This window comes from Streptomyces sp. NPDC027189, assembly GCF_055566975.1.
Genome location: NZ_JBVHRI010000014.1, coordinates 47,290 through 72,826, shown reverse-complemented (window position 1 = coordinate 72,826; position 25,537 = coordinate 47,290). Strand labels below are relative to the sequence as shown.

At 71.0% G+C, this 25,537-nt stretch carries 25 protein-coding genes and 2 pseudogenes; 13 read left to right on the top strand and 14 right to left on the bottom strand.

What is annotated here, in order from left to right; all coding sequences use genetic code 11:
- The first annotated feature begins 42 nt into the window (after positions 1-42).
- Positions 43-1,374 (top strand): nucleobase:cation symporter-2 family protein, encoded by a 1,332-nt coding sequence (locus ACZ4RZ_RS29550; protein WP_467749403.1) that lies wholly within the window; start codon positions 43-45, stop codon positions 1,372-1,374.
- 61 nt (positions 1,375-1,435) lie between these two features.
- Here ACZ4RZ_RS29550 and ACZ4RZ_RS29545 read toward each other — a convergent pair whose 3' ends face one another.
- The gene (locus ACZ4RZ_RS29545; protein ID WP_467749095.1) at positions 1,436-2,251 is read right to left on the bottom strand and encodes a chitosanase; all 816 of its coding nucleotides are present in this window, start codon (positions 2,249-2,251) and stop codon (positions 1,436-1,438) included.
- Between the two features lie 172 nt (positions 2,252-2,423).
- On the opposite strand from ACZ4RZ_RS29545, the gene ACZ4RZ_RS29540 reads away from it, so the two are divergent.
- A complete protein-coding gene (locus ACZ4RZ_RS29540) occupies positions 2,424-3,062 on the top strand; it encodes a TMEM175 family protein (protein WP_467749093.1) in 639 nt (212 codons plus the stop codon).
- Here the strand turns inward: ACZ4RZ_RS29540 and ACZ4RZ_RS29535 are convergent.
- A pseudogene (locus ACZ4RZ_RS29535) lies at positions 2,998-3,270 on the bottom strand (helix-turn-helix domain-containing protein); the annotation flags it as partial. The gene ACZ4RZ_RS29540 and the pseudogene ACZ4RZ_RS29535 overlap by 65 nt on opposite strands.
- A gap of 35 nt (positions 3,271-3,305) precedes the next feature.
- Between ACZ4RZ_RS29535 and ACZ4RZ_RS29530 the strand changes: the two are divergent.
- Positions 3,306-3,899 (top strand): NAD(P)H-binding protein, encoded by a 594-nt coding sequence (locus ACZ4RZ_RS29530; RefSeq protein WP_467749091.1) that lies wholly within the window; start codon positions 3,306-3,308, stop codon positions 3,897-3,899.
- A gap of 150 nt (positions 3,900-4,049) precedes the next feature.
- Here the strand turns inward: ACZ4RZ_RS29530 and ACZ4RZ_RS29525 are convergent, their stop codons facing one another.
- The 4 genes from ACZ4RZ_RS29525 to ACZ4RZ_RS29510 all read right to left on the bottom strand — a co-directional run bounded on the left by ACZ4RZ_RS29525 (position 4,050) and on the right by ACZ4RZ_RS29510 (position 7,164).
- On the bottom strand, positions 4,050-4,472 hold the full coding sequence (locus ACZ4RZ_RS29525) for an acyl-CoA thioesterase (RefSeq protein ID WP_467749089.1): 423 nt from the start codon (positions 4,470-4,472) through the stop codon (positions 4,050-4,052).
- Positions 4,473-4,549: 77 nt separating this feature from the next.
- A complete protein-coding gene (locus tag ACZ4RZ_RS29520) occupies positions 4,550-5,176 on the bottom strand; it encodes a hypothetical protein (protein WP_467749087.1) in 627 nt (208 codons plus the stop codon).
- Positions 5,177-5,217: 41 nt separating this feature from the next.
- Entirely contained in the window at positions 5,218-5,880 is a 663-nt protein-coding gene (locus ACZ4RZ_RS29515) for a histidine phosphatase family protein (RefSeq protein WP_467749085.1), read from the bottom strand.
- Between the two features lie 75 nt (positions 5,881-5,955).
- Complete coding sequence (locus tag ACZ4RZ_RS29510) at positions 5,956-7,164, bottom strand: pyridoxal phosphate-dependent aminotransferase (protein ID WP_467749083.1); 1,209 nt, start codon at positions 7,162-7,164, stop codon at positions 5,956-5,958.
- 85 nt (positions 7,165-7,249) lie between these two features.
- Here ACZ4RZ_RS29510 and ACZ4RZ_RS29505 point away from each other — a divergent pair, with 85 nt between their 5' ends.
- Positions 7,250-7,876, top strand: a complete 627-nt coding sequence (locus ACZ4RZ_RS29505; protein ID WP_467749081.1) for a winged helix-turn-helix transcriptional regulator — start codon at positions 7,250-7,252, stop codon at positions 7,874-7,876.
- Between the two features lie 145 nt (positions 7,877-8,021).
- Here ACZ4RZ_RS29505 and ACZ4RZ_RS29500 read toward each other — a convergent pair whose 3' ends face one another.
- The 3 genes from ACZ4RZ_RS29500 to ACZ4RZ_RS29490 all read right to left on the bottom strand — a co-directional run bounded on the left by ACZ4RZ_RS29500 (position 8,022) and on the right by ACZ4RZ_RS29490 (position 11,835).
- A complete protein-coding gene (locus ACZ4RZ_RS29500; RefSeq protein WP_467749079.1) occupies positions 8,022-8,870 on the bottom strand; it encodes a hypothetical protein in 849 nt (282 codons plus the stop codon).
- Positions 8,870-10,135: a VWA domain-containing protein gene (locus ACZ4RZ_RS29495; RefSeq protein ID WP_467749077.1), complete on the bottom strand. Its 1,266-nt coding sequence runs from the start codon at positions 10,133-10,135 to the stop codon at positions 8,870-8,872. The genes ACZ4RZ_RS29500 and ACZ4RZ_RS29495 overlap by 1 nt, the downstream gene beginning before the upstream one ends.
- 176 nt (positions 10,136-10,311) lie before the next feature.
- The gene (locus ACZ4RZ_RS29490; RefSeq protein WP_467749076.1) at positions 10,312-11,835 is read right to left on the bottom strand and encodes an IucA/IucC family protein; all 1,524 of its coding nucleotides are present in this window, start codon (positions 11,833-11,835) and stop codon (positions 10,312-10,314) included.
- Between the two features lie 83 nt (positions 11,836-11,918).
- On the opposite strand from ACZ4RZ_RS29490, the gene ACZ4RZ_RS29485 reads away from it, so the two are divergent.
- From ACZ4RZ_RS29485 to ACZ4RZ_RS29475, 3 genes are all read left to right on the top strand, one after another.
- Positions 11,919-13,454: an IucA/IucC family protein gene (locus ACZ4RZ_RS29485; RefSeq protein WP_467749075.1), complete on the top strand. Its 1,536-nt coding sequence runs from the start codon at positions 11,919-11,921 to the stop codon at positions 13,452-13,454.
- 102 nt (positions 13,455-13,556) lie between these two features.
- Entirely contained in the window at positions 13,557-14,471 is a 915-nt protein-coding gene (locus tag ACZ4RZ_RS29480) for a HipA family kinase (protein WP_467749074.1), read from the top strand.
- Positions 14,468-14,743 carry an Rdx family protein gene (locus ACZ4RZ_RS29475; RefSeq protein WP_189191774.1) on the top strand — a complete coding sequence of 92 codons (276 nt, stop codon included), beginning with the start codon at positions 14,468-14,470 and terminating at the stop codon, positions 14,741-14,743. The genes ACZ4RZ_RS29480 and ACZ4RZ_RS29475 overlap by 4 nt, the downstream gene beginning before the upstream one ends.
- Positions 14,744-14,747: 4 nt before the next feature.
- On the opposite strand, the gene aceB is transcribed toward ACZ4RZ_RS29475, so the two are convergent.
- Together aceB and ACZ4RZ_RS29465 are read right to left on the bottom strand one after the other, a co-directional pair.
- Positions 14,748-16,382, bottom strand: a complete 1,635-nt coding sequence (gene aceB, locus ACZ4RZ_RS29470) for a malate synthase A (RefSeq protein WP_467749072.1) — start codon at positions 16,380-16,382, stop codon at positions 14,748-14,750.
- Positions 16,383-16,578: 196 nt separating this feature from the next.
- Positions 16,579-17,178 carry a nucleotidyltransferase family protein gene (locus tag ACZ4RZ_RS29465; protein ID WP_467749070.1) on the bottom strand — a complete coding sequence of 200 codons (600 nt, stop codon included), beginning with the start codon at positions 17,176-17,178 and terminating at the stop codon, positions 16,579-16,581.
- A 204-nt stretch (positions 17,179-17,382) separates the two neighbouring features.
- Here ACZ4RZ_RS29465 and ACZ4RZ_RS29460 point away from each other — a divergent pair, with 204 nt between their 5' ends.
- Entirely contained in the window at positions 17,383-17,697 is a 315-nt protein-coding gene (locus tag ACZ4RZ_RS29460) for a DUF5955 family protein (protein WP_467749068.1), read from the top strand.
- Positions 17,698-17,748: 51 nt separating this feature from the next.
- Here the strand turns inward: ACZ4RZ_RS29460 and ACZ4RZ_RS29455 are convergent.
- A pseudogene (locus ACZ4RZ_RS29455) lies at positions 17,749-18,141 on the bottom strand (sensor histidine kinase); the annotation flags it as partial.
- A 182-nt stretch (positions 18,142-18,323) separates the two neighbouring features.
- Complete coding sequence (locus tag ACZ4RZ_RS29450; protein WP_467749067.1) at positions 18,324-19,127, bottom strand: IclR family transcriptional regulator; 804 nt, start codon at positions 19,125-19,127, stop codon at positions 18,324-18,326.
- Positions 19,128-19,452: 325 nt separating this feature from the next.
- On the opposite strand from ACZ4RZ_RS29450, the gene allB reads away from it, so the two are divergent.
- A complete protein-coding gene (gene allB / locus ACZ4RZ_RS29445; protein ID WP_467749065.1) occupies positions 19,453-20,793 on the top strand; it encodes an allantoinase AllB in 1,341 nt (446 codons plus the stop codon).
- Positions 20,794-20,852: 59 nt separating this feature from the next.
- Entirely contained in the window at positions 20,853-21,968 is a 1,116-nt protein-coding gene (gene alc / locus ACZ4RZ_RS29440) for an allantoicase (RefSeq protein ID WP_467749063.1), read from the top strand.
- 125 nt (positions 21,969-22,093) lie between these two features.
- Here the strand turns inward: alc and ACZ4RZ_RS29435 are convergent, their stop codons facing one another.
- Complete coding sequence (locus tag ACZ4RZ_RS29435) at positions 22,094-22,843, bottom strand: SDR family oxidoreductase (protein ID WP_467749061.1); 750 nt, start codon at positions 22,841-22,843, stop codon at positions 22,094-22,096.
- A 139-nt stretch (positions 22,844-22,982) separates the two neighbouring features.
- Here ACZ4RZ_RS29435 and ACZ4RZ_RS29430 point away from each other — a divergent pair, with 139 nt between their 5' ends.
- From ACZ4RZ_RS29430 to ACZ4RZ_RS29420, 3 genes are all read left to right on the top strand, one after another.
- Entirely contained in the window at positions 22,983-23,804 is an 822-nt protein-coding gene (locus ACZ4RZ_RS29430; protein WP_467749059.1) for an AIM24 family protein, read from the top strand.
- Positions 23,805-23,878: 74 nt separating this feature from the next.
- Positions 23,879-24,505, top strand: coding sequence for a dihydrofolate reductase family protein (locus ACZ4RZ_RS29425; RefSeq protein ID WP_467749058.1), 627 nt, complete (start codon positions 23,879-23,881; stop codon positions 24,503-24,505).
- A 94-nt stretch (positions 24,506-24,599) separates the two neighbouring features.
- Positions 24,600-25,505 carry a DMT family transporter gene (locus tag ACZ4RZ_RS29420; protein ID WP_467749056.1) on the top strand — a complete coding sequence of 302 codons (906 nt, stop codon included), beginning with the start codon at positions 24,600-24,602 and terminating at the stop codon, positions 25,503-25,505.
- Positions 25,506-25,537: the final 32 nt, after the last annotated feature.

Here is a 25,537-nt window from a genome sequence, read left to right as displayed (position 1 = left end):
GACTCCAAGCACCCAGTCGACGAGAAACTCCCGCCCCTGAAGATGGCGACCACCGGCCTGCAGCATGTGGCCGCCATGTACGCCGGAGTGGTCGCCCCACCCCTGATCGTCGGCGCGGCCATCGGCCTGTCGGCCACCGAACTGACCTTCCTGACCGGCGCCTGCCTGTTCACCGCGGGCCTCGCCACCTTCCTGCAGACCCTCGGCTTCTGGAAGATCGGCGCCAGGCTGCCGTTCGTCAACGGCGTTACCTTCGCGGGTGTCGCGCCCATGACCGCGGTCGTCGCCTCCACCAAGGACAAGAGCGACGCGCTGCCGATCATCTTCGGCGCGGTCATCGTCGCGGGAGTGCTCGGCTTCATAGCCGCCCCCTTCTTCAGTAAGGCGGTCCGCTTCTTCCCGCCCGTCGTCACCGGCTCCGTGATCACCCTCATCGGCGTCTCGCTGCTGCCGGTCGCCTTCGGCTGGGCGCAGGGCCCCAACCCCGGGGCGGACGACTACGGTTCGATGACCTACCTGGGCCTGGCGGCCGCGACACTCGTCATCGTCCTGCTGCTGCGCCGCTTCACCCGCGGCTTCGTCAAGCAGATCGCCGTGCTGCTCGGCCTGGTCATCGGCACGCTCGTCGCGATCCCCTTCGGTGTCACGGACTTCAGCCCGGTGGCCGACGCGGACGTCGTCGGCTTCCCGACGCCGTTCCACTTCGGCGCCCCGCAGTTCCAGGTCGCCGCGATCGTCTCGATGATCGTGGTCATGGTGGTCTCGATGACCGAATCGACCGCGGACATGCTGGCGTTGGGCGAGATCGTCGAGCGCCCCGCCGACGAGAAGACCATCGCGGCGGGCCTGCGCGCCGACACCCTCGGCTCGGCGATCAGCCCGCTCTTCAACGGCTTCATGTGCAGCGCCTTCGCGCAGAACATCGGCCTGGTCGCGATGACGCGGATCCGCAGCCGGTACGTCGTCGCCACCGGCGGCGGATTCCTGGTGCTGATGGGCCTGTGCCCGATGGCCGCTTCGCTGATCGCCGTCGTACCGCGTCCCGTCCTCGGCGGAGCGGGCGTCGTCCTCTTCGGGTCGGTCGCGGCCAGCGGCATCCAGACCCTCGTACGGGCCGGCCTGGAGAAGGACAACAACGTCCTGATCGTCGCCGTGTCCCTCGCGGTCGGCATCATCCCGATCACCGCGCCGGAGTTCTACCACGCGTTCCCGGAGACCGCGAAGATCGTCCTGGACTCGGGCATCTCGACGGGCTGCATCGCGGCCGTGGCCCTCAACCTCGTCTTCAACCACCTCGGCAAGGGGCGGGACGCGGACGAAGTGACCCATCCCATGGAGGCGGGCGAGGACCTCAAGGCGGTCCCGGCGCACTGACGACCCGGGCGTACGGAGGGCGCGGCAGCATGTGCCGCGCCCTCCGCTTGTATCGGGGGCCTCAGCCGATGTGGTAGCTGTCCCCGTACACCTTCCAGTCCAGCGGCGGATCAAGGTTGAGATTCCGCTTGCGCAGGAAGACCCGCTGCTCGGTGTCGACCCGGCTGGTGTCGGAGTGGGCCTCCTCCTGCTTCATGGCCCACACCCGCGCGTCGAGGAAGGCGTTGAGATACGTCACCTCGTCGCCGCCCTGGGAGGGCGGCTTGGCCTTGGCCAGCGCCCGCCTGCGGATGTTGCTGAAACTGGTGCTGTCGCCGCCGTCGCCGTGCATCACGATGGCGTCGTAGTACGTGAACTGGCCGAGGACACCGATGCCGTCGGCCTTGCCCTGCCGTACGGCCGGGTTGAAGTAGACGCGGTCGCGCTCGTCGTTCTGGGCCTGCTGGAACGCCGAGTCCTGGGCCGCCCTGCGCCAGTCGCCCTCGAAGCCGGGGTCCAGGCCCTCGTGGGAGTCGCTGCCGTTCACCTCGCGCAGCGCGGGCAGGTACTTGGCCAGGACATTGCCGGGCTTGCGCTGTGTGTAGAGCTCGACGAGGTCGAGCATGTCGCCGGTGCCGGAGCAGAAGCCGATGATCCCGGCGGTGTAGCCGCGTCCGTCGCCGATGTCCTCGATGTACTTGTACTGCGCCTTCCAGTCCAGCGAGGAGTTCTCCGCGCTGGAGACCAGCTTCATGGCGATCTCCTTCTTCGCCGGGTCGTCCAGACCGGCCGGCGCGGCGGTCGCGGACTGGGTGGCGATGATCGGACCTGCCACCAGCGAAGCTCCGATCAGGGCGAGCAGGGTGCGACGTGAAGTGCCTATGTGGGGGGTGTGCACGGTACCTCCGTTGGGGGGTGTGTGGCGTGGCCGCGTACTGTTAGGAAAGTTTCCTACCAGAGATTTCATGTGGCGTATACCCGTACGGTGAGGGCGAGTTGGTGATCGGGGGCAGCGGGTGCTGGGCTACCGTCTGAGCGCACAGTCATGACCGCGAGGGGGAGTGCACGTCATGAACGAGTCGGGCCGTGTCGAGGCCTTCAGCGACGGCGTCTTCGCCATCGCCATCACGCTGTTGATCCTGGAGATCAAGGTCCCCGAGCCGGGTGAGCACGGCGGCCTGTGGCACGCGCTGGGAGCGCAGTGGCCCTCGTACGCCGCCTATGTCGTCAGCTTCCTGGTCATCGGCATCATGTGGATCAACCATCACCAGGTCTTCAGTTACGTCGCCCGGGTCGACCGCACCCTGATGTTCCTGAACCTGCTCGTGCTGATGGTCGTGGCCGCCGTGCCCTGGCCGACGGCGATGCTCGCGGAGTATCTGCGCGAGGACAAGGCATCCCATGTCGCTGCCGCCGTCTACAGCATGGTGATGGTCGCGATGGCCCTGGCCTTCCAGGCCCTGTGGTGGCATCTCACGCGCACGGGCCACCTCTTCGACACCCGCGTCGACATCGAGGGCGCCCGCCGCACCCGCGTCCGCTTCGCCCTCGGCTCCCTCGCCTACCCCGCCACGGTCGGCCTGGCCTACGTCTCGGCCCCGCTCACCCTGGCCGCCCACGGCCTGATCGCGATCTACTACGGCTTCAACCAGGTACCGGTGCCGACCCGAACGCCTGACAAGGCCGCGCAGCCGGAAGACGGCCGGTGAAGAACGACGTGGGCGGGACGCCCATCAGCGTGCGGAAGTCGGCGGTCATGTGCGACTGGTCGTCGTAGCCGGTGGCGGCGGCCAGTTGGGCCCACGGGGTGCCCGGGGACCGGCGGGCGTGCGTGAGGATGTGGCGTACCCGGGCGATGCGGGCGTAGTGCTTGGGCGAGACACCGACACCGTCCGCGAAGAGGTTGCGCAGCTGTCGCGGACGCCGACGCGGCGCTGGTCGCGGCGGCGCGCGTGACGGGCGTGCGCCGGGTCGTGAAGCTCTCGGCCATCGGCACGGGCGAGGCGGCCCTCGGGCCGGTCGGCAACTGGCATCTCGGTGGTGAACAGGCAGTCCGGGCAAGTGAGTTGGAGTGGACGATCCTGCGCCCCTCGTCGTTCGCCTCCAACACCCTGAGCTGGGCGGACGCGATCCACTCCGGCAATCCGGTGCCCAACATGACCGGGACCGGCACACAGGGCGTCATCGACCCGCGTGACGTCTCGGAGGCCGCGGCCGAGGCCCTGCTCGCGCCGGGGCACACGGGCCGTGTCTACACCCTGACCGGACCCGAACCCCTCACCGCCCACGACCAGGCCGCCACCCTCGCCGAGGCCCTCGGCCGCCCGGTCACCACCGTGGCCGTACCCTCGGACGCGCTCCGCGAGCAGTTCCTCCGGGCCGGCATGTCCTCGACTTACGCCGAGGGCGTCCTGGCGGGCACGGCGTACGTCCGCAAGGGCGGGAACGCGGTGCTGACGGAGGGCGTACGACAAGTGCTGGGCCGTGCGCCGCGTACGTATGCCCGGTGGGCGCACGATCACAAGGAGGCCTTCGCGCGGGACTGACGGCCGGCCCGCGGAGCCGGGGCGGGGGCCGCGCGCCCCGGCCGCAGCGGCCTGACGGTGACTGTCACGCTGCCGCGACGCCCGGACGGCACGCGCCCGTGACGGCCACGGCTACCGCTCCGGCTACGCAGCGGCTCCCGCCCGGGACGGTCAGAGCCCGAACAGTCCCGGATCGGTGGCCAGTGCCCGGAAGTACTCGCGCGGGTCGGCGACCAGCCTGCGCTCCTTGAGATCGAGCAGTCCGCCGACCGCGGAGATCTCGGCGGACACCGTGCCGTCCGTCTTCCGGATCGTCTGCTCGATGCGGAAGCTCTTGCCCTCGCCCCACTGGAATGCGCAGGTCACCTCGACCTCGTCCCCGGCGCGCAGCTCGCGTTTGTAGCGGATGGTGGTCTCCAGGGACACCGGGCCCACGCCCTTGCCTGTCAGCCCGGTCTGACTGATCCCGGCCGCTTGCAGCAGTGACCAGCGGGCGTGCTCCGCGTACTGCAGATACACGCTCTGGTTGAGGTGTCCCTGCACGTCGGTCTCGTACCCGCGGACGGTCACTGCGACGGAAAACGGCTCTGCCACGACTTCCCCTTATCAACGGCGATCAGGACTGATCCATCCAACTCCCTTGTACCGCAAGCCATTCCGGCCCCCCCTCCTCACACGCGTCGCGGCGAGGCGAGCACATACCGCGCCCCCGTGCGAGGCTCCGTGTGCTCGCCGACCTGCCAGCCCGCTTTCTGCAGCGTGGCCGCGCAGGCGCGCAGCGCCCCGGAATCCGGCTCGCGCACGGCGACGGCCTCCGGTTGCGGTGTCGCCCGCACCCGGTAACCGCCGCCCTCCGCCCCCGCGGGCCGGTGCCCCGCGGCCTCCAGCGCGAGCGCGGCGGCCTGCACCAGATGCGTACGCTCCCACCCGCACGGACGGTCGACGTCACCGTCCGGATTGGTCATCCGGCGCAGCTCCAGAAGCCCCTCCCAGGCGCTGCGCACCTCGCGTATGCGTGACGGTCCGGCGTCGGCCGCCTCCTCGCCGCCGATGCGCGCGGCGAACACACCGGCCTCGGCCGCGACGGGGGGCTCCACGGCGGCGACGGGCTCGGGCGCCTCCCGTATGCGATGCCCGGCGGGTGTCAGGAAATGGTCGTGCGGCGGCCGTGGATGCCGGAAGGCCAGCCCGCGTTTGACCAGTGCGGCGAGCTGCGTCTCCGTGCCCTTCAGACGTCCGGTCACGGGGTCGGCGGCCTCGATGACACGCCGCTGCGCGGCGGTCGGCGGTCGTGTCATGGCGCGTTCCTTCCCGCCGCCTGTCGTGCACGGCGGCTCCCTCAGCCGCCCGTCAGTTCCTCCCCGGGCGTCTGTCCTGCCGAGGGGAGCGGCCCATGGGAACAGTACGCGTCGGGTCTGACATTCCACCCGGCCACCACATGCCGCCGGTGCTCGGTGCTCAGCCGGCTCATCGTCCCGGTGCTGAGCTGGAACAGGGCGCCGGCCGAGGCGTGCAGTCCCAGCCGCCGTGCGGTCAGCACCCGCAGGAAGTGCCCGTGCGAGACGACCACGACACTGCCCTCCGCCTCGGCGAGCGCCGCGTCGATCTTGGCCAGCATCCGCTCCGCGCGTGCCCCGACCTCGTCCGGGCTCTCCCCGGGGTGCTCGGGCGGTCCTGCCGCGACCCCGTCCGTGAACAGGAACCAGTCGGGCCTGCTCCGTTGGATCTCGACGGTCGTGATCCCCTCGTACCCGCCGTAGTCCCACTCCGACAGATCCGCGTCCACCCGCGCCCCGCCGACCCCGGCCAGCCGCGCCGTCTCCCGCGCCCGCTGCATGGGGCTGACGAACGCCGCCGCGATGTGATGGCGTGCGATCAGCGGAGCCAGGCTCCGCGCCTGCTCCCGGCCCTTGTCGGTCAGCGGGATGTCGGTCGACCCGGTGTGCCGCCCGGACAACGACCACTCGGTTTCTCCGTGCCGTACGAGGAGGAGGTCACCCATCGCCGAACCCTTTCTGTCCCCTCGTACGGTGGCACCGGCGGCCGACCGGCGCAGCCCCGGCTCGGCCGGGTGGCCCTACTGCCGGTACCCGCTCAGGAACCGCCCGATCCGGCTGATCGCCGCGTCGAGGTCGTCGGCGTGCGGGAGGGTGAGGATGCGGAAGTGGTCGGGGCGGGGCCAGTTGAAGCCGGTCCCCTGGACGACCTGGATCTTCTCGCGGAGGAGGAGGTCCAGGACGAATTTCTCGTCGTCGTGGATCTTGTGCACCTCGGGGTCGATGCGCGGAAACGCGTACAGCGCGCCCTTCGGCTTGACGCACGAGACGCCGGGGATCTCGTTGAGCTTCTCCCAGGCGCGGTTGCGCTGTTCGTGGAGGCGGCCGCCGGGGGCCGTCAGCTCGTGGATGGACTGGCGGCCGCCGAGCGCGGCCTGAATGGCGTACTGGGCGGGCGCGTTGGCGCACAGCCGCATGGAGGCGAGCATGGTCAGGCCCTCCAGGTAGTTGCGCGCGTGCTGCTTCGGGCCCGTGACGACCAGCCAGCCCGAGCGGAAGCCCGCCACGCGGTACGTCTTCGACAGGCCGCAGAACGTGAGGACCACCAAGTCCGGGGCGAGCGCGGCGGCCGAGTGGTGCACGGCGTCGTCGTACAGGATCTGGTCGTAGATCTCGTCCGCGAACACCATGAGGCCGTGGCGGCGCGCGAGGTCGAGGATGCCCTCGACGATCTCCTTCGGATACACCGCGCCCGTGGGGTTGTTGGGGTTGATGATGACGACCGCGCGGGTACGGTCCGTGATCTTCGCCGCCATGTCGTCCAGGTCCGGGTACCAGTCCGACTGTTCGTCGCAGAGGTAGTGCACGGCCTTGCCGCCGGCGAGGGTGGTGACCGCAGTCCAGAGCGGGAAGTCCGGGGCGGGGATGAGGACTTCGTCGCCGTCCTCGACCAGCGCCTGCACCGCCATCGACACCAGTTCGGAGACTCCGTTGCCGAGGAAGACGTCGTCCACGCCCACCTCCAGGCCCCGGTCCTGGTAGCGCTGGGCGACGGCCCGGCGGGCGGAGAGAATGCCGCGCGAGTCGGTGTAGCCGTGCGCCCGGGGCAGCATCCGGATCATGTCCTGGAGGATCTCCTCCGGCGCCTCGAAGCCGAAGAGCGCGGGGTTGCCGGTGTTGAGGCGCAGCACGCTGTGGCCCGCCTCCTCCAGCGCGTTGGCGTGCTCGATCACCGGGCCGCGGATCTCGTAACAGACCTCGCTGAGCTTGCTCGACTGCCGGAACTCCATGCGTTGCGCCCTCCGGTTCGTGGTGTTGCTTGGTTTTACCAAGTTAGAGCTTGGAAAGTCCAACAAGATAGCTAGACTGCGCCGCATGTCACCTCGCCGAAGCTACGACCAGTACTGTTCCGCCGCCCGGGCCCTCGATGACGTCGGCGACCGGTGGACCCTCCTGATCGTCCGGGAGCTGCTCGGCGGACCGCGCCGCTACACCGATCTGCATGCCGACCTCCCGGGCGTCAGCACGGACGTGCTCGCGTCCCGGCTCAAGGACATGGAGCGCGACGGGCTGACCACCCGGCGGCGCCTTCCGCCGCCGGGTGCGGCGTACGTCTACGAACTCACCGGCCGGGGACGGGAGTTGCTGCCCGTGCTGCAGGCGCTGGGGCAGTGGGGGGCGCCCGCGCTGGGGGAGCGGCGGCCCACGGATGCCGTGCGGGCGCACTGGTTCGCCCTGCCGTTGCTCCGGGGGCTGGAGGGGGAGGGACTCGTCGAAGTCCGGCTGGAAGAAGGGGAGTTCCATGTGTGGCTCGGGGCCGAGGAGGGGTCGGTCTACGGGGACGGGCCCGCCCCGGAGGAACCGGATGCCCGGCTGACACTCGACACGGAGACGTGCGAGGCCGTGAGTCGCGGGGCGCTGGCGCTGCTGGACGCGGTGCGTGCGGGGCGGGTTGAGGTGACGGGGGAGGGCACGGTGGCCAAGGTGCTGCGGGAGGCGTGACGCGGGATGGGTTTTCGCCCCCTCCTCCCTGCCCGTCCCGTACCTGGGGGCTGGTGCCCCCCAGCCCCCCGTATCGCGCTTCGCGCTCGTCCTCAAACGCCGGACGGGCTGAAGACTTTCAGCCCGTCCGGCGTTCCTTGAAGAGTCAGGCGCCCGGCGTCACCCGCGAAGGCCGTCCCGCCCCGCGCGTCAGTGCGTAACCGCCGATGCCCGCGAGGGCCGCGAGGATGCCGCCGATCGCGGTCCACACCCAGCGGTCGGACCACCAGCCGGAGGCCCAGCCGTCGTCGGGCTCGATCGAGGACAGCGCGGCCGTCGACGAGTCGGAGTCCGCGTCGGACTTCTTGGCGCTCGTCGCGATGCCCGGGACGAGCGGCTCGGCGAGCGAGCCGTCGACCGCGGCCGAGCCGCCGATGTCCTTGGAGTCCACCTTGACCTCGGTGCTCACCGGCAGGCCCAGCTCGGACGCCCCCAGACCCGTGGCGGTCAGCCGGATGTAGTACGTGCCCGGCAGCGGGTCGTTGGCCCAGGTCTCCGACCAGGCGCGTACGGTGCGCAGGGTGCAGGACAGGTCCACGGAGGCCGCGTCCCGCGCCGCCGTCCGCGTCTGCGCCCCGTACTGGCACGCCTGGCGGCGCCGCAGCCCGTCGTACACGTCGATCTGCCAGGTCTCGGTGGCGTTCCGCGTCGAGGACTCGGGCAACTTGACCGTCGCCTTCACGGTGGGCCGCTGTCCGGCGTCCGCGGGGAACGACCAGTACAGGTAGTCACCCGTGGAGCCGCTCGCGGTGGCCTGCTGACCCTGCTCGATCTCGGTCGCCGTACGGAAGGACGTACCGGCCTCGGTGGGCGCGCCGCCGTCGCCCGACGGACTCGCCGAAGCCGAGGGCGAGGAGTCCGCGACGGCCGGAGTGGCGGAGGCGCCGAGCAGAACGGGAGCCACGGTGGCGCCCAGCATGAACGCCGTCGTCGTCAACACACGTCGGATACACATCAGTTGGTCCTCCAGACCGCGACCCGCCAGCGCGAGATCCAGCCCCACAGCACACCCGCGAGGAAGCCGGTGAGTACGAGGGCGCCGAGCAGCCACCAGCCGCGGCCGAGGCCGAACGAGGCCACGTCGCCCGCCTGGTCGGGCCCGTCGACGACGTCGACCGTCAGCTCCAGCGGCAGACCGGGCGTCGTCTTCACGCCCGCGCCCGCGGAGAACGCATTCGACACCTGGAGGCATACGACCTCGGCGGCGGCGTTCTCGTCGTCGCTCTCGGCCTTCGGGTAGCGCAGACCGGTCGAGATGACGTCCGTGCGGCCGTTGCCCGCCGCCTCGCCGCGGACGATCTCGCGACCGTGCACGGTGACGGCCCGCAGCAACACCCCGTAGTCCGGGTTGACTTCGCGGTCCGCCGCGACGCTCACCGAGGCCCGCAGCTCCTGGCCCGGCTCGACGCCCACGCGGTACCAGCGGTGCTGCGCGAACTCCTCGCGGTCGGTGTAGAGGCCCGACTTGAGGGTGGGCGCCTTCGCGCACTCGGCGGCGCCTTCCACGGCGACCGGCGTCACCACCGGATCGGCGGCCCGGTCGACCAACTGACCCACGCGGTCGGCGAGTTCCTCCTTGTGCCGGACCGAGGTGTATGTGCCTCCGGTCGCGTCCGCGATGCAGCTGAGCTGGTCGCGGGTCTTGGCGTCGGGCACCAGACCGAGGGTGTCGATGGTGAGACCGATGCCCTTGGCCGCGATCTCGCGGGCCACCTCGCACGGGTCGAGCGGCTGGCAGGTGTCCTCGCCGTCGCTGATCAGCACGATCCGCCGGGTGCCCTCGCCGCCGTCGAGGTCGTCGGCCGCCTTGAGCAGCGCCGGACCGATCGGCGTCCAGCCGGTGGGTGCGAGGGTCGCGACCGCGGTCTTCGCCTCGGTGCGGTCCAGGGTCCCCACCGGGTACAGCTGCGCCGTGTCCTTGCAGCCCGTCTTGCGGTCATTTCCCCGGTAGTTGGCGCCGAGCGTGCGGATGCCGAGCTGCACCTCCTCCGGCGTCGCGTCGAGCACTTCGTTGAACGCCTGCTTCGCCGCGGCCATCCGCGACCCGCCGTCGATGTCCCGAGCCCGCATCGAACCGCTGACGTCCAGCACGAGTTCGACCTTGGGAGCGGCCTGCTCCGCCGTTTCGTCGGCGACCGCTCCGGCCGGGAAGGCGATTCCGGCCGTCAGGGCGGCAAGCAGGGCGCAGACTCCTGCTGCCAGCCGTTGTCTTGTGATCATCGGCGGATCCTATTGATCAAAGGTGCCGCGCTTCAAAACGATCTTCAAACCGGGCTGCAACGGGCCGTGACGCGTGCTCCAAAACGTGCTTCCAAACGCGCTCCGAACGTGCTCCCTCAACCCGTGCCTCAACCCGTGTCTCAACCCGCGTCTCAACCCATGCTTCGAGACGTGCTTCACATCGAGTGGCCGCCGGAGCCGGGCCCCGCCAGCGGGTTGGGCAACCGCGCCCAGATGTCCCCGGGCGTTTCCGGCGACAGGCGCATCAAGGTCAACGCCTTGGTGGGCAGCGGTTCGTCGCGCAGGGCCGCGAGGTCGGCGGTGGCCGGCAGATCCCGTACGACGGTTTCCAGGGCCGCCCGCAGAGCGGCCGTCGAACCCGCCGTCACCCCCAACGTGCCGCCGACGAGCGAGCCGAAGAGCTTGCGGCGCAGGGTGGTCTCGTCGTCCGTGACGATCCGGCCGGCCAGAGCCGGGGCCGGGATGCCGTGGCGGGCCAGGCGGGCCGGACTGATCCGGATGTCGGCCAGGTCGCGGTAGATGAGCCGGACTGGGGCGCCCGCGGGGGAGAGAACCACCAGCAGGTTCTGGCCGTGTGCCTCCAGGGCCACGCCCAGGCCGAGCAGCCGCAGCCCGACGGTGAGGACGAGCCGGGTGAACCCCCCGAGCCAGGTGGGGTCTTCGGTCAGACCGGTCAGGGGAAGGGCGGCCACCGGGACGACCTGCTCGCCCGGCCGCGCGTACTCGTCCGGGGACTCCCGCAACACCGCGGCCAGATCGGGGCTGTTGGCGGTGACGGCGCCCAGGGTCCGGGTGATGTGCAGCGGCAGGCCCAGGCGATCGGTCACCTTCTCCATGAACGCCGAGACGGTCTCGGCCGTTTCGACCGAGTACACCGAGATGTCGCGCACCGAGGAGGTCAGCCGCGCGCTCAGCGCGGTCTTGACGTGCGGGCCGTCCGGCAGGGCGAGGGTGCGCAGGGACATCAACGGATGGGCGGTGAGCCGGTCCTGGACCGGACGGTCCAGCACATGGGCCGACTGCCAGGGGTGGACCGGAATCAGGACGCGCTCCCCGTCCCGCAGCCACTTCGGCCACTCGCCCGTGACCAGGCAGTCGTCCGCGGCCACCAGTCCCAGCTCCACGAGCGGCCGGTGCTCCGGCGCGTACGCGAGCTGCTCGGCCACCGAGAACCCCGGCCGCGAACGGCAGTTGGGGTGGTACGGATGCCCGTCGACGACCCGCTGCTCCCAGGTCCGGCTCGGCACGGACTCGGCCGGGTCGCACGAGGCCGGCTGCCCCGCGCGGGACAGCGCCAAGGAGGCCACGCTGTCGTCGAGCTCGGCCGCGAAGGCGGGACCGTTCGGGACCGCGAGGGCTTCGACGAGCCGGGCCGGATGAAGGTACGGCTTGCCGTCGAGGCGCACCTCGGTGACATACGCGGTGGTGGCGTACGGGTCCGCGTACGGTCCGTGCAGCCGGCGGCCGTCGGTCAGGCGGAGTGTGAGACCGTCGAGGCCCGGCTCGCGGCGCGCGATCCACGGCAGCGGCTCATGCGCCAGCGCCCGCCACAGACGGGTCAGCACGGCCGCCCGGGCGCCGGGCAGCGCCTGCGCGTACGGCGCCGACAGGCCGGGGCGCACGACGCTCAGCTCGTCGGCCAGCGCCGCCTCGTCCTCGAACGTGGGGGGACGATGCACGGTCGGGCTCCTTGGGTACGGGGACTGCGTCGCGGTCGTCCGCGACGGCAGACATACTGATCACCAGTGCACCGTATGGACGAATGGATCGCGTGGACTCCATGCCCCCCAAGCTCCCCCCGCTCGACAGGGGTGACACGGAAGAGGCCGCCGACGCGTACGCCGCCGCGCCACTGCTCAATTGTCTCCTGCGGGAAGTGGGGGAGCCGGCGCAGGACACGGGCGTGTTCCGGCTCCGGGCCAGTCGCCGACTGCTGCGGGTTCGGGGTGCTCGGCGGCCCAGGGAACCCGAGGTGTACGCCGGCGGCGCCTGGCATCGGCTCACCCACCCCGAGCTGGTCAAACTCACCGCCGAGGAACTGCGCCGCTGTACCGGTCTGTCCAACTCCGAACTGCCCTCCGAGATGATCGACAGCCGGGACGCGGTGGCCGCGCTGCTCACCGCGCGCGCCCGCACGACACCGCCCGAGGACCCGTATCTGCGCTCCGAACACTCCCTGATCACCGGGCACCCGTACCACCCCGCGCCCAAGGCCCGCGGCGGCGGCCCGGTCTCCGGCTGGCTGCCGTACGCGCCGGAGGCGTACGCCCGCTTCCCGCTGGACCTGCTCGCCGTGCGGGCGGACGCGGTCGTCGAGGAGGGCGACACGACGGCACTCGACGCCCTCGGCCGGACCCCGCCCGGCTACCGGCTGCTGCCCGCCCACCCCTGGCAGCTCGACCTGGTCGGCGCCCGCCCGGAGATCCAGGACGCCTTCGCGGACGGCCGGCTGCTACGCCTGGGGCGCACCGTACGGCCGCTGTGGCCGACGGCCGCCGTCCGCACGCTGTACGCGCCCGAGGACGACCTGTTCGTGAAGTTCAGCCTCGATGTGCGCATCACCAACGACATTCGCCGGCTGTGGCGGCACGACCTGCTGAAAATGCGCCGCACCGACGAGGCGACCGCCACGGCCTTCGCAGCCGTGCCGGGCCCCGCGGCCTGGCTGAGCGACCGCGGCTACCGCACCGCCGACTTCGCCTTCGAGGAACTCGCCGTCCTCGTGCGCGACGGACTGCGCCGGCACTTGGTGCCGGGCGCGACCCCGCTCCTGGCGGCCGCCCTCGTGGAAGGCTTCGACGGCAGCCCTCTCGACCGGCTCACCGACCCCTCATCCTGGTGGGCGGCGTATCTGCGCCAGGTCGTGCCCCCGGTGCTGGAGGCGTTCGCGCGGCACGGCGTCGTCGTCGAGGCGCACGTGCAGAACTCGCTGGTCGCCGTCGACGCCGACGGCATGCCCGTGCAGGCACTTTTCCGGGACGCCGAGGGCGTGAAGCTGCTGCCCGGGGTGACGCGCGCGGCCGGCTGGGAGCGCCTCGTGTACTGCCTGTTCGTCAACCACCTCGCCGAACTCGCCGCGCTCCTCGCCGAACGCCACCCGGGCCTGGACCCGTGGCCCGCCGTACGACGGGAGCTGATCCGCTACGACACCGAGCGCGGCCTCCCCGAGATAGCGGACCTGCTCGCCTCGCCGGCCCTCCCCGGCAAGACGAACCTGCTGCTGCGGTGGACGGGCGCGGACGGCGCGGACGCGCGATATGTGCCGTTGCCCAACCCGCTCCGGGAGACCTCGAGTTGATCGTCCGCCTGGAGTGAGGGGCGTGACCTGCGATCGTGCCCGGGGCCGGGCGGCGCGGAGATGCCGGTCACCTGTCCGGTCCGCTGCCTTAGGCTTGCCGGTGTGCTGCGCGACGTGACCGCTGTTCGATACGTGACCCCGCTGAGGGCGGGCGGCTCCGTGCCCGGAGTCGTCGAGGCCGATGACCTGGGGACGTACGTCGTGAAGTTCACGGGCTCCGCGCAGGGCCGCAAGGCGCTGGTCGCGGAGATCATCGTCGGTGAGCTGGCGCGCGCCCTGGGGCTGAGGTTCCCCGAGCTGGTCCTCGTGCATTTCGACCCGGCCGTGGGTGAGCACGAGCCCCACCAGGAGGTCCAGGACCTCCTGCGCTCCAGCGCAGGCCTCAACCTCGGCATGGACTATCTGCCGGGCGCGAAGGACTTCACCCCGGAGATCGCCAAGACGTTCCCCGTCGACCCGCTGGAGGCGGGCAAGGTGATCTGGCTCGACGCCCTCACGGTCAACGTGGACCGCACGGTGCACAGCTCGAACCTGATGATCTGGCCCACCTTCGGCACCGCGCCCCCGCACCTGTGGCTCATCGACCACGGCGCCGCCCTGGTCTTCCACCACCGCTGGGACGCCTCGGCACCGGAGAAGGCCTACGACTTCCGGCGCCACGCGCTCGGTGGCTACGCCCCGGACACGCGGTCGGCGGACGCCGCACTCGCCCCCTTGGTGACCGAGGAACTCCTGCGCTCGGTCCTGGCCGAGGTGCCCGACGCCTGGCTCATGGAAGAGCCCGGTTTCACCACCCCCGACGCGGTCCGCGAGGCCTACGTCGGCTATCTGCACGCCCGCGTGCGGGCCTCCGCGGCCTGGCTGCCCACGGACTTCCCCACCCAGGAGGAGCTCGCCGCCGAAGACGCCCACCGCGCGGCGAAAACCCAGGAAGGCCGGCCGGACTGGCTGAAGCGGGTCCCCGACCTGCACGGCAAACCGGCGGCGGAACAGGATTGGTCGGTACACCTCGGATGACAGAGATCCACCGCGTTCAGATCGAGTACTGCACCCAGTGCCGCTGGCTGCCGCGCGCCGCCTGGCTGGCCCAGGAGCTGCTCACGACGTTCGAGACCGAGCTGACGGAGCTGTCCCTGAAGCCCGGCACCGGCGGTGTCTTCGTCGTACGGGTCGACGACGAGGTCGTCTGGGACCGGCGGGAGCAGGGCTTCCCGGAACCCACGGCGGTGAAGCGCCTCGTACGCGACCGAGTGGCCCCGGAAAAGTCCCTGGGCCACTCGGACAAGTGACGGTTCAGCCGGCCAGCTGCTCGTAGGCGGGCAGGGTCAGGAAGTCCGCGTAGTCCTCGTCGAGCGCGACCTGCAGGAGCAGGTCGTGGGCCTGCTGCCAGTGGCCGGCCGCGAAGGCCTCCTCGCCGATCTCTGCGCGGATGTTCGCCAGCTCCTCGGCGGCGACCTCGCGGGCCAGCTCCGGCGTGGCCTTCAGGGACTTTCCGTCGTGTTCGAACTCGACGCCCGCGTTGATCCACTGCCAGATCTGCGAGCGGGAGATCTCGGCGGTGGCCGCGTCCTCCATCAGATTGAAGATGGCGACCGCGCCGAGGCCGCGCAGCCAGGCCTCGATGTAGCGGATGCCGACCTGGACGGCGTTGACCAGACCGTCGTACGTGGGCCTGGCGTCGAGGGAGTCGACGGCGATCAGGTCGCCGGCGGCGACGGAGACGTCCTCGCGCAGCCGGTCCTTCTGGTTGGGCTTGTCGCCGAGGACCGCGTCGAAGGAGGCCATCGCGATCGGCACCAGGTCCGGGTGGGCCACCCACGAACCGTCGAAGCCGTCGCTCGCCTCGCGGTCCTTGTCGGCCTTGACCTTCTCGAAGGCGACCTTGTTGACCTCTTCGTCGCGACGCGAGGGGATGAACGCCGCCATGCCGCCGATCGCGTGCGCACCGCGCTTGTGGCAGGTGCGGACGAGCAGTTCGGTGTACGCGCGCATGAACGGGGCCGTCATCGTGACCGCGTTGCGGTCCGGCAGCACGAACTTCTGGCCGCCGTCACGGAAGTTCTTCACGATGGAGAAGAGGTAGTCCCAGCGGCCCGCGTTCAACCCGGCGGCGTGGTCACGGAGTTCGTAGAGGATCTCCTCCATCTCGTACGCGGCCGTGATCGTCTCGATCAGGACGGTCGCGCGGACCGTGCCCTGCGGGATGCCGACGTAGTCCTGCGCGAAGACGAAGACGTCGTTCCAGAGGCGGGCCTCCAGGTGCGACTCGGTCTTCGGGAGGTAGAAGTACGGGCCCTTGCCGAGGTCGAGCAGGCGCTGCGCGTTGTGGAAGAAGTAGAGGCCGAAGTCGACGAGCCCGCCCGGGACGGGCTTGCCGTCCGCGTCGACGAGGTGGCGCTCGTTCAGGTGCCAGCCGCGCGGGCGCATGACGACCGTCGCGAGCTCGTCGTTCGCCTTCAGGGCGTACGACTTGCCGGACTTCGGGTCGGTGAAGTCGATGTTCCGGGTGTACGCGTCGATCAGGTTGAGCTGACCGGTGATCACGTTCTCCCAGGTGGGCGCCGAGGCGTCCTCGAAGTCCGCGAGCCAGACCTTGGCGCCCGAGTTGAGGGCGTTGATGGTCATCTTGCGGTCGGTGGGGCCGGTGATCTCGACACGGCGGTCGTTCAGGGCGGCCGGAGCGGGGGCCACCTTCCAGGAGTCGTCCGCGCGGATCGCGGCGGTCTCCGGAAGGAAGTCGAGTGTGGAGGTGCGGGCGATCTCGGCGCGGCGCTCCGAACGGCGGGTGAGGAGCTCGTCACGTCGGGGCGTGAACAGTCGGTGCAGCTCGGCCACGAAGGCGAGGGCCGCTTCGGTGAGGACCTCTTCCTGCCGGGGCAGGGGCTCGGCGTCGACGATGGCCAGCGGGGACGGCGCTGGTGCGGACATGAGCTGTCACTTCCTTCAGCGAGCTGCGTACATACGGCACTGGGTGCCACGGGCACCGGATGCGGCTGACCGCGCCTTCGGGGCGGTCCAGCGCTTCTGAGCAGTGGATACTAGTTTCCTCATGGTGGAAGTTCAATGGTTTGTTGATGTCGAGATTCTCTGAGTCGAGGCAAGATGGCGCTCGGTGCCACCATGCTCACTCAAGGTGGATCAGATCGCCTTCCGTGTCGATGTCGTACGCCTGTGCCACATCGCCGCACTCGACGAGCGTGATCGCGTCCTCGTGCGCCTTCAGATAGGCGCGTGCCCCGCGGTCGCCGGTGGCGGTCGCCGCGATCCCGGCCCAGTGACCTGCGCCGAAGAGCACCGGGTGACCGCGCTCTCCGTCGTACGCCGCCGCCGCGAGTGACAGCGGTGACTCGTAGGCGGCCAGAACCCGGGCCACCGCCTCCCGCCCGATCCCGGGCTGATCGACGAGTGACACCAGAGCGGCCCGCGCCTCCGTGCCGGCCAGCGAGTCCAGCCCCGCCCGCAATGAGGAGCCCATCCCCTCCTCCCACTCCGGGTTGTCGACAAGGACGCACCCCGACAGTTCCGCCCGCTCCCGTACGGCATCGGCCTGGGCGCCCAGAACCACATGGACCCGGGTGCAGCCCCCCGCAAGCAGGACTTCGACCGCGTGTTCGACAAGAGGCCGTCCCCGGTGGGACAGGAGTGCCTTGGGGCGACCCCCGAGGCGCCGCCCGCCGCCGGCCGCCAACAACAGCCCGGCCACCTGGTCTTTGTTCTCCGTCATGTCCCCTGCATACCCGACCCGGCCGGAGCGCGCCCCGGAACCCGGGCGAGCCCTGTGGTGTCCATGGGCTGAATTTCGGTCCGCGGAGTGGCGCCCGGCGCACGGGGTGGCGTTTACTGGCCCGCGTCCCCCGGCGCCCGACCACCGCCCTGGGGGTCGACGTACAAAGGACTGACGCACAAAGGCGTGCGAGGGGGGAGAGCTGTGTTGCGGAGCTTGGGGCAGAGGCCAGTGACCGGCAGCGACGAGGATCCGAGAGTTGCGGAACTGCGCACCGCCGTCTCCCGGCTGCGCCGTGAACTCGCCGCGCACCCGGCCGAGTTCCCCGACCGCGGCATAGCCGAGGACGAACTCGCGGCCCTCGCCGCGATGGCCGTCACCGGCATCCCCGAGATCCCCCGGCTGCGCCGCTCCCTGCTCCTGATCGCGGCCGCGATCGGCTCGGTCAGCGCACTGGCGACGAGCCTCGCCGATGTCCGCAGCGCGGTGGAGCTGTTCGGCGAACCGCCGCGGCGATAGCCGTACACCTCCGTCCCGGCCGATTCAGCCTCTCCGGATGACCGCTCGCTCCGTGGCCACCGCGACCGCCGCCCCGAGGAGCGGGCCGATGAACGCGCCCGGCGTGATGTGCGAGCCGTGCGCCAGGAAGCTCGTGATGGCCGCCGCGGCGGTCAGGGCGACCGCGGGCAGACTCCAGCGCACGGGCAGCAGGTGCTACTGCAGGAAGTGGAGCGGGAACGCCACCCACAGGCCGTCCGGCGAGAGGGTGAGGAGCACCAGCCGGCTCGCGCTGAGGGCGGCCAGCCACGCCGCGGCCGAACGCCGTGAGCGGCGCACCGCCGGGGTGCACACGCCCGCCGTGAACACCGAGCCCATCCCGAGGGCCGACAGCACGACGGCCAGGGGGTGCGCGCTGTCCCCGGAACGGACCGCGGCCAGCGCGAGGAGCCCCGCGAGCGACGCACGACCGCGCCCACCTCGGGGAGGCGGACGCGGTACGGGAGATGGCGGACGGGCGGATCGACACACCGGCTCGGCAGGCGGCGGTCGACCGGCAACGGACGGCCGACGACGGACGACCGGCAACGGACGACCGGCAACGGACGACCGGCGACAGGCAGCCGGCGCCTGAGGTGACGGCCTGATCAGGCTCCGGGGCCCGAGCTCGCCAGCGCCTCCGACAGCTCGGCCGCGACCTGCTGCAGCACGGGCACGATCTTGTCCGTGGCCGCCTCGGTGACACGGCCCGCCGGGCCGGAGATCGAAATGGCGGCGGCGGTGGGGGAGTCGGGCACGGAGACGGCCAGGCAGCGGACTCCTATCTCCTGCTCGTTGTCGTCGACCGCGTAGCCGAGCCGGCGCACCTCGTCGAGCGCGTCGAGGAAGCCGTCCGGCGTGGTGATCGTCTTCTCCGTCGCGGCGGGCATGCCCGTACGCGCCAGCAGCGATCGCACCTCGTCGGCCGGGGTGTGCGCGAGCAGCGCCTTGCCCACGCCCGTGGAGTGCGGCAGCACGCGACGGCCCACCTCGGTGAACATGCGCATCGAGTGCTTCGACGGCACCTGTGCGACGTAGACGATCTCGTCCCCGTCGAGCAGCGCCATGTTCGCCGTCTCGCCGGTCTCCTCCACGAGGCGGGCCAGGTAGGGGCGGGCCCAGGTGCCGAGCAGCCGGGAGGCGGACTCGCCGAGCCGGATCAGGCGGGGGCCCAGCGCGTATCGGCGGTTGGGCTGCTGGCGTACGTAACCGCAGGCCACCAGCGTGCGCATGAGCCGGTGGATGGTGGGCAGCGGCAGGCCGCTGCTCGCGGAGAGCTCGCTCAGGCCGACCTCGCCCCCGGCGTCCGCCATGCGCTCGAGCAGGTCGAAGGCGCGCTCGAGGGACTGGACGCCGCCACTGGGGGCGGATGTTTTGGCGGCGTCGGTGGTGCTGGCGCTGGACGTCGGCACGGGCGCGGTCCTTTCACGGCTCAGAATCGAGAGGTGCGGCCCGCAGGGCCTCGAATAGGGCGGTGGCGGGTGACGGGTGGGCACGTGCAGCCTACCCGGCAGTCGGTTGACTGCCTGGTTGTGTGTAGCTACGTTCTGCTTCACGGAATTCTAATTCCGCTTTGTGGAAACGTCCAGAGGGTGCGCATCGGGGGCAGAGTGGAGGGGTGTGCCCTTGACTGCGCGTAGGTCGGAGTGAAGACTCCTTCAACAGAACGTTGAATTTCGTTACGTGGACGTGAACCCGCGGTATCGGGAGTCAACAGCGGCAGAGAGAGGGGTCCGGGTGTCCGACGTCGAACTGGTGCTGCGCTCGACGCGCGTCATCACTCCCGAAGGGACGCGCGCCGCATCGGTCGCGGTCGCCGCGGGGAAGATCACGGCCGTGCTCGCGCACGACGCCGAGGTGCCGACCGGTGCACGCCTCGAGGACTTCGGCGACGATGTCCTGCTGCCCGGCCTCGTCGACACCCACGTCCATGTGAACGACCCGGGCCGCACGGAGTGGGAGGGCTTCTGGACCGCGACGCGCGCCGCGGCCGCCGGTGGCATCACCACCCTCATCGACATGCCGCTCAACTCCCTCCCGCCGACGACGACAGCCGACAACCTTCGTACCAAGAAGGACGTCGCCCGCTCCAAGGCGCACATCGACGTCGGCTTCTGGGGCGGCGCCCTGCCCGACAACGTGAAGGACCTGCGGCCGCTGCACGACGCGGGCGTCTTCGGCTTCAAGGCGTTCCTGTCGCCCTCGGGCGTGGACGAGTTCCCCGAGCTGGACCAGGAACAGCTCGCCCAGTCGCTCGCCGAGGTCGCCGGCTTCGGCGGCCTGCTGATCGTCCACGCCGAGGACCCGCACCACCTCGCCGCCGCTCCTCACAAGGGCGGCCAGAAGTACGCCGACTTCCTCGCCTCGCGCCCGCGCGACGCCGAGGACACCGCCATCGAGAACCTCATCGCCCAGGCCAAGCGCCTCAACGCGCGCGTGCACGTGCTGCACCTGTCGTCCAGCGACGCGCTGCCGCTGATCGCCGCCGCGAAGGCCGAGGGCGTACGGCTCACCGTGGAGACCTGCCCGCACTACCTCACGCTCACCGCCGAGGAAGTCCCGGACGGAGCCAGCGAGTTCAAGTGCTGCCCGCCCATCCGCGAGGCCGCCAACCAGGACCTGCTGTGGCGGGCGCTCGCCGACGGCACCATCGACTGCGTCGTCACCGATCACTCACCGTCGACGGCCGACCTGAAGACCGACGACTTCGCCACCGCGTGGGGCGGCATCTCCGGCCTTCAGCTGAGCCTCTCCGCCGTCTGGACGGAGGCCCGCAAGCGCGGCCACGGCCTGGAGGACGTGGTCCGCTGGATGTCCTCGCGCACCGCGCAACTGGTCGGCCTCGACGACCGCAAGGGCGCCATCGAGGCGGGCCGCGACGCCGACTTCGCGGTCCTCGCGCCCGACGAGACCTTCACCGTGGACCCCGCCGCGCTCCAGCACCGCAACCGGGTCACGGCGTACGCGGGCAAGACCCTCAGCGGCGTCGTCAAGTCCACCTGGCTGCGCGGCGAACGCATCGTGGCCGAGGGCGAGTTCGGCGAGCCGACCGGGCAGCTCCTGACCCGCCACCCGTAAATCCGCGCACCCGCCCCGCACCCGCAGCGGCCGACCCTCGAAAGGCAGACCTGATCACCGTGACGGCGATACCTCATTTCACCGGCGACGCGAATCCCTACGGAGGCGGCGACCCGTACGCGGACTACCGCACCGCCGACTTCCCCTTCACCCAGTACGCCAACCTCGCCGACCGGCAGCTCGGCGCGGGTGTCATCGCCGCCAACGACGAGTTCTTCGCCCAGCGCGAGAACCTTCTCGTGCCCGAGGCCGCCGAGTTCGACCCCGAGCATTTCGGCCACAAGGGCAAGATCATGGACGGCTGGGAGACGCGCCGGCGCCGTGGCGCCTCGGCCGAACACCCGTGGCCGACGGCCGAGGACCACGACTGGGCGCTGGTCCGCCTCGGCGCGCCCGGCGTGATCCGCGGGATCGTGGTCGACACGGCCCACTTCCGTGGCAACTACCCGCAGGCGGTGTCGGTCGAAGGCGCGTCGGTACCCGGCTCCCCGTCTCCCGAGGAACTCCTCGCCGACGACGTGAAGTGGACGACGCTCGTGCCGCGCACGGCGGTCGGCGGCCACGCGGCGAACGGCTTCGCCGTCTCCGTCGAGCAGCGCTTCACGCACCTGCGCGTCAACCAGCACCCCGACGGGGGTATCGCCCGCCTGCGGGTCTACGGCGAGGTCGTGCCCGACCCGACGTGGCTGTCCGTCCTCGGCACCTTCGACGTCGTCGCCCTGGAGAACGGCGGTCAGGTCGAGGACGCGTCCAACCTCTTCTACTCGCCCGCCACCAACACCATCCAGCCGGGCCGGTCCCGCAAGATGGACGACGGCTGGGAGACGCGTCGCCGCCGCGACACCGGGAACGACTGGATCCGTTACCAGCTCGTCGGCCAGTCCGAGATCCGCGCGATCGAGATCGACACGGCGTACTTGAAGGGCAACTCGGCCGGGTGGGCGTCGGTGTCGGTGAAGAACGGCGCCGACGGCGACTGGACGGAAATCCTCCCCCGCACCCGCCTCCAGCCCGACACCAACCACCGCTTCACTCTCGCAACCACCACCGTCGCCACCCACGCGCGCGTGGACATCTTCCCCGACGGTGGCATCTCCCGACTGCGCCTGTACGGCTCCCTGACGGCGGAAGGCGCGTCAGGCCTGGCGGCCCGCCACCAGGAACTGGGCGGCTGACAAGCGCCTTTCGCAGTTCCCCGCACCCGTAGCGGGGCGCGGGGAACTGCGCGATCTTTGAGCGGGGGTCTGGGGGCGGAGCCCCCAGGGACGGGTAGGAGCGGCGGGGACGAATCAAACCGTCTCTACGCCGCGTACCCCCCGTCCACCGCAAACTCCGCCCCCGTGACGTACGCCGCCTCCGCCCCCGCCAGATAGGCCACCACCGAGGCCACCTCACCCGCCACCCCGAACCGCCCCAGTGCGGTCGTCGCGGCCTGACCGGGCGCGTACGGCCCGTCCGCCGGATTCATGTCCGTGTCGATCGGCCCGGGATGCACGATGTTCGCGGTGATCCCGCGATCACCCAGCTCCCGCGCCAGAGCCTTGGTCAGGCCGATCAGGGCGGACTTGCTCGTCGCGTACAGGGTTCCGCCGGGCCCGGGCACCCGCTGTGTCATACAGGTGCCGACGGTGATGATTCGCGCGCCGCGGTCCATGCGGGCGGCGGCGGCCTGGGAGGCGAGGAAGACACCGCGTACGTTCACGGCCAGGACCCGGTCGACATCGGCGAGGGACAGGCTCTGCAAGGGGGCGAGCAGTCCGACGCCCACGTTGTTCACCAGGATGTCGAGGCCGCCGAGCGCCTCCACCGTCCGCCGCACGGCGCCGCCGGCCTCCTCCGGATCCGCGGAGTCCGCCCGCAGGGCGAGCCCGCGTCGCCCGAGGGCCTCGACGGCGCGTACGACGTCTTCCGCCGCCTCCTTGCCGTTCACGTAGGTGAGGGCGACGTCCGCGCCTTCCCGCGCGAGCCGCACCGCCGTCGCCGCACCGATGCCCCGGCTCCCGCCGGTCACCAGGGCCACCTTGCCGTTCGTGGCTCCTTGCGAAGTCATGGTTTCTTGTGAGGTCATGCGTCCATCTCAGCGGCCTGGGCAGCGAGGTGCTGGCGGCGAACGGACACCGAACTCGGGTCACCGGGGACCGCGTCCCGATGGCCGGAATTCTTCGCTCCACTTCCCGCGTTCTCCCGGCGTGACTCTTCAGCAAGAAATCGTCGGCAACGCCATGCAGATGGCTGTCGTCAACCTGAGCCCCGGCCAGACCGTGTACTGCGAGGCGGGAAAGTTCCTCTTCAAGACGACGAACGTGACCATGGAGACCCGCCTCTTTGGTCCATCGGGCGGCGGGGGCGGCCAGCAGCCCGGCGGCGGTGGCGGCGGAGGCATGGGCGGCATGCTGCGCCAGGCCATGGGCACGGCCATGCAGGTCGGGCAGCGCGCGCTCGCGGGCGAGTCGTTGGCGTTCCAGTACTTCACGTCGACAGGAGGCGAGGGCACCGTCGGCTTCGCGGGCGTGCTGCCCGGCGAGATGCGCGCCCTGGAGCTCGACGGCACGCGCGCGTGGTTCGCGGAGAAGGACGCCTTCGTGGCGGCCGAGTCGAGCGTGGAGTTCGGGATCGCCTTCCAGGGCGGCCGGACCGGGCGCAGCGGGGGCGAGGGCTTCATCCTGGAGAAGTTCACCGGGCGCGGGACCGTGATCATCGCCGGTGCGGGCAATTTCATCGACCTCAACCCGGCGGACTTCGGCGGGCGCATCGAGGTCGACACGGGCTGCGTCGTCGCCTTCGAGGAGGGCATCCAGTACGGCGTCCAGCGCGTCGGAGGCATCAACCGCCAGGGGCTCATGAACGCCGTCTTCGGAGGTGAAGGGCTGTCCCTGGCCACCCTGGAGGGCAACGGGCGCGTGATCTTGCAGTCCCTGACCATCGAGAGCCTCGCCAACGCCCTGAAGAAGGCCCAGGGCGGCGACAAGCAGGGCCCGACCGGAGGACTGTTCTCGACGCACGCCGGATGAAGCGATGAGTTGCGGGCGCGGGCGGGGTCTGAAGTGATGACAACGGACCTCGCACCAGAAAGCAGGCACCCGCCATGGGCAAGCTCGTCTCCACCATCTTCGTCACTCTCGACGGCGTCTACCAGGCCCCCGGCGGCCCCCAGGAGGACCCTCGCGGCGGCTTCGAGCACGGCGGCTGGAGTTTTCCGTACGGCGACGACGACTTCGGCCGGTTCATCAACGAGGTCTTCGGCCGCGTGGGCGCCTTCCTGCTCGGCCGCCGTACGTACGACACCTTCGCCTCGTTCTGGCCGAAGGTGACCGACCCGGCCGACCCGGTCGCCTCCAAGCTGAACGCGCTGCCGAAGTACGTCGCCTCGTCCAGCCTCACCGACCCCGACTGGGCCGGCACGACCGTGATCGGCGGCGACCTCGCCAAGGAGGTCACCGACCTCAAGGAGCGCACCGACGGCGAACTCCAGGTTCACGGCAGCGGAGCCCTCGTCCAGTCCCTGCTCGCCCTGGACCTCGTCGACACGATCCACGTGCTGACCTTCCCGGTCGTACTCGGCGCCGGCCTGCGCCTGTTCCCCGAGGGCGGCGTCCCGACGGCCTTCCGGCACACCGGCGGCCGCGTCACCGCCGCCGGGGTCTCCATCCAGTCGTACGACCCGGCGGGCCGCCCGGAGTACGGCTCGTACGAGCTCCCGGAAAACGCCTAGTCACTGCGTCGTCGCATAGGTACGGTGATCGTTCCCGTGCGAGCCGCCGCCGTCTCCACGCATGCCCGTCCGCAGGAGACCCGGAGCCGCTCCCATGTCGTCGATCGCCGTACCCGGCGCGCTCGTGCCCCGCCGCGCCTGGCTCACCGATCTGCCCCTGCTGCTCGTGGCCGTGGTGTGGGGCGCCAGCTATCTCGCCGCCAAGGACATCACCACGGCGCGGACGGTGATCGCTGTCCTGGTGCTGCGTTTCGCGGTTGTGCTGCCGGTGCTGGTGACCGCGGGATGGCGAGCGCTGCGGGCCCTGACGGCGTCGCAGTGGCGCGGAGCCGGAGTGCTCGGGCTGATCCTGAGCGGGATCTTCCTCCTGGAGACATACGGTGTCGTCCACACCTCGGCGACCAACGCCGGCCTCATCATCAGCCTCACCATGATCTTCACGCCGCTCGCCGAAGCGGCCGTCACCCGCGTACGCCCTTCACGCGCGTTCCTCGCCGCGGCCGGTGTCTCCGTGCTCGGCGTCGTGCTGCTCACCCAGGGCGGCGGCTTCACCCGGCCCTCGCTCGGCGACCTGCTGATGCTCCTCGCGGCCCTCGCCCGGACCGTGCACGTGCTCGCGATGTCCCGCATCAAGTCCGTCCAGGGCGCCGACGCGCTGTCGCTGACCACCGTCCAACTGGGCGCCGCCGTGGCGGTGTTCGCCGTGCTGTCGACCGGCGCCGACGCCACGCCGTGGAGCACTGCCGCGGGATTCGGTGCGCGGGAGTGGACGGGGCTGCTGTTCCTCTCCGCGTTCTGCACGCTGTTCGCCTTCTTCGTGCAGATGTGGGCGGTGCGCCGGACCTCGCCGTCCCGGGTGAGCCTGCTCCTCGGAACCGAGCCCTTGTGGGCCGCCGCGGCGGGGTTCGCCCTCGGCGGTGAACGCCTCGGGGCGGTGGGCCTCGTGGGCGGCGTACTTGTGCTCGCGGGGACCGCGTGGGGACGGCGCGCGACAGGTTAACTCCCGGAAAATTCATCGGACTTGGCGGGAGA

Excerpts from the sequence above, each read along its gene's own strand:
- ACZ4RZ_RS29550 (WP_467749403.1), top strand. The coding sequence starts at position 43 with ATGGCGACCACCGGCCTGCAGCATGTGGCCGCCATGTACGCCGGAGTG.
- ACZ4RZ_RS29540 (WP_467749093.1), top strand. The coding sequence starts at position 2,424 with ATGAACGAGTCGGGCCGTGTCGAGGCCTTCAGCGACGGCGTCTTCGCC.
- ACZ4RZ_RS29520 (WP_467749087.1), bottom strand. The coding sequence starts at position 5,176 with ATGACACGACCGCCGACCGCCGCGCAGCGGCGTGTCATCGAGGCCGCC.
- ACZ4RZ_RS29515 (WP_467749085.1), bottom strand. The coding sequence starts at position 5,880 with ATGGGTGACCTCCTCCTCGTACGGCACGGAGAAACCGAGTGGTCGTTG.
- ACZ4RZ_RS29510 (WP_467749083.1), bottom strand. The coding sequence starts at position 7,164 with ATGGAGTTCCGGCAGTCGAGCAAGCTCAGCGAGGTCTGTTACGAGATC.
- ACZ4RZ_RS29505 (WP_467749081.1), top strand. The coding sequence starts at position 7,250 with ATGTCACCTCGCCGAAGCTACGACCAGTACTGTTCCGCCGCCCGGGCC.
- ACZ4RZ_RS29500 (WP_467749079.1), bottom strand. The coding sequence starts at position 8,870 with ATGTGTATCCGACGTGTGTTGACGACGACGGCGTTCATGCTGGGCGCC.
- ACZ4RZ_RS29495 (WP_467749077.1), bottom strand. The coding sequence starts at position 10,135 with ATGATCACAAGACAACGGCTGGCAGCAGGAGTCTGCGCCCTGCTTGCC.
- ACZ4RZ_RS29485 (WP_467749075.1), top strand. The coding sequence starts at position 11,919 with ATGGATCGCGTGGACTCCATGCCCCCCAAGCTCCCCCCGCTCGACAGG.
- ACZ4RZ_RS29475 (WP_189191774.1), top strand. The coding sequence starts at position 14,468 with ATGACAGAGATCCACCGCGTTCAGATCGAGTACTGCACCCAGTGCCGC.
- aceB (WP_467749072.1), bottom strand. The coding sequence starts at position 16,382 with ATGTCCGCACCAGCGCCGTCCCCGCTGGCCATCGTCGACGCCGAGCCC.
- ACZ4RZ_RS29465 (WP_467749070.1), bottom strand. The coding sequence starts at position 17,178 with ATGACGGAGAACAAAGACCAGGTGGCCGGGCTGTTGTTGGCGGCCGGC.
- ACZ4RZ_RS29435 (WP_467749061.1), bottom strand. The coding sequence starts at position 22,843 with ATGACTTCGCAAGGAGCCACGAACGGCAAGGTGGCCCTGGTGACCGGC.
- ACZ4RZ_RS29425 (WP_467749058.1), top strand. The coding sequence starts at position 23,879 with ATGGGCAAGCTCGTCTCCACCATCTTCGTCACTCTCGACGGCGTCTAC.
- ACZ4RZ_RS29420 (WP_467749056.1), top strand. The coding sequence starts at position 24,600 with ATGTCGTCGATCGCCGTACCCGGCGCGCTCGTGCCCCGCCGCGCCTGG.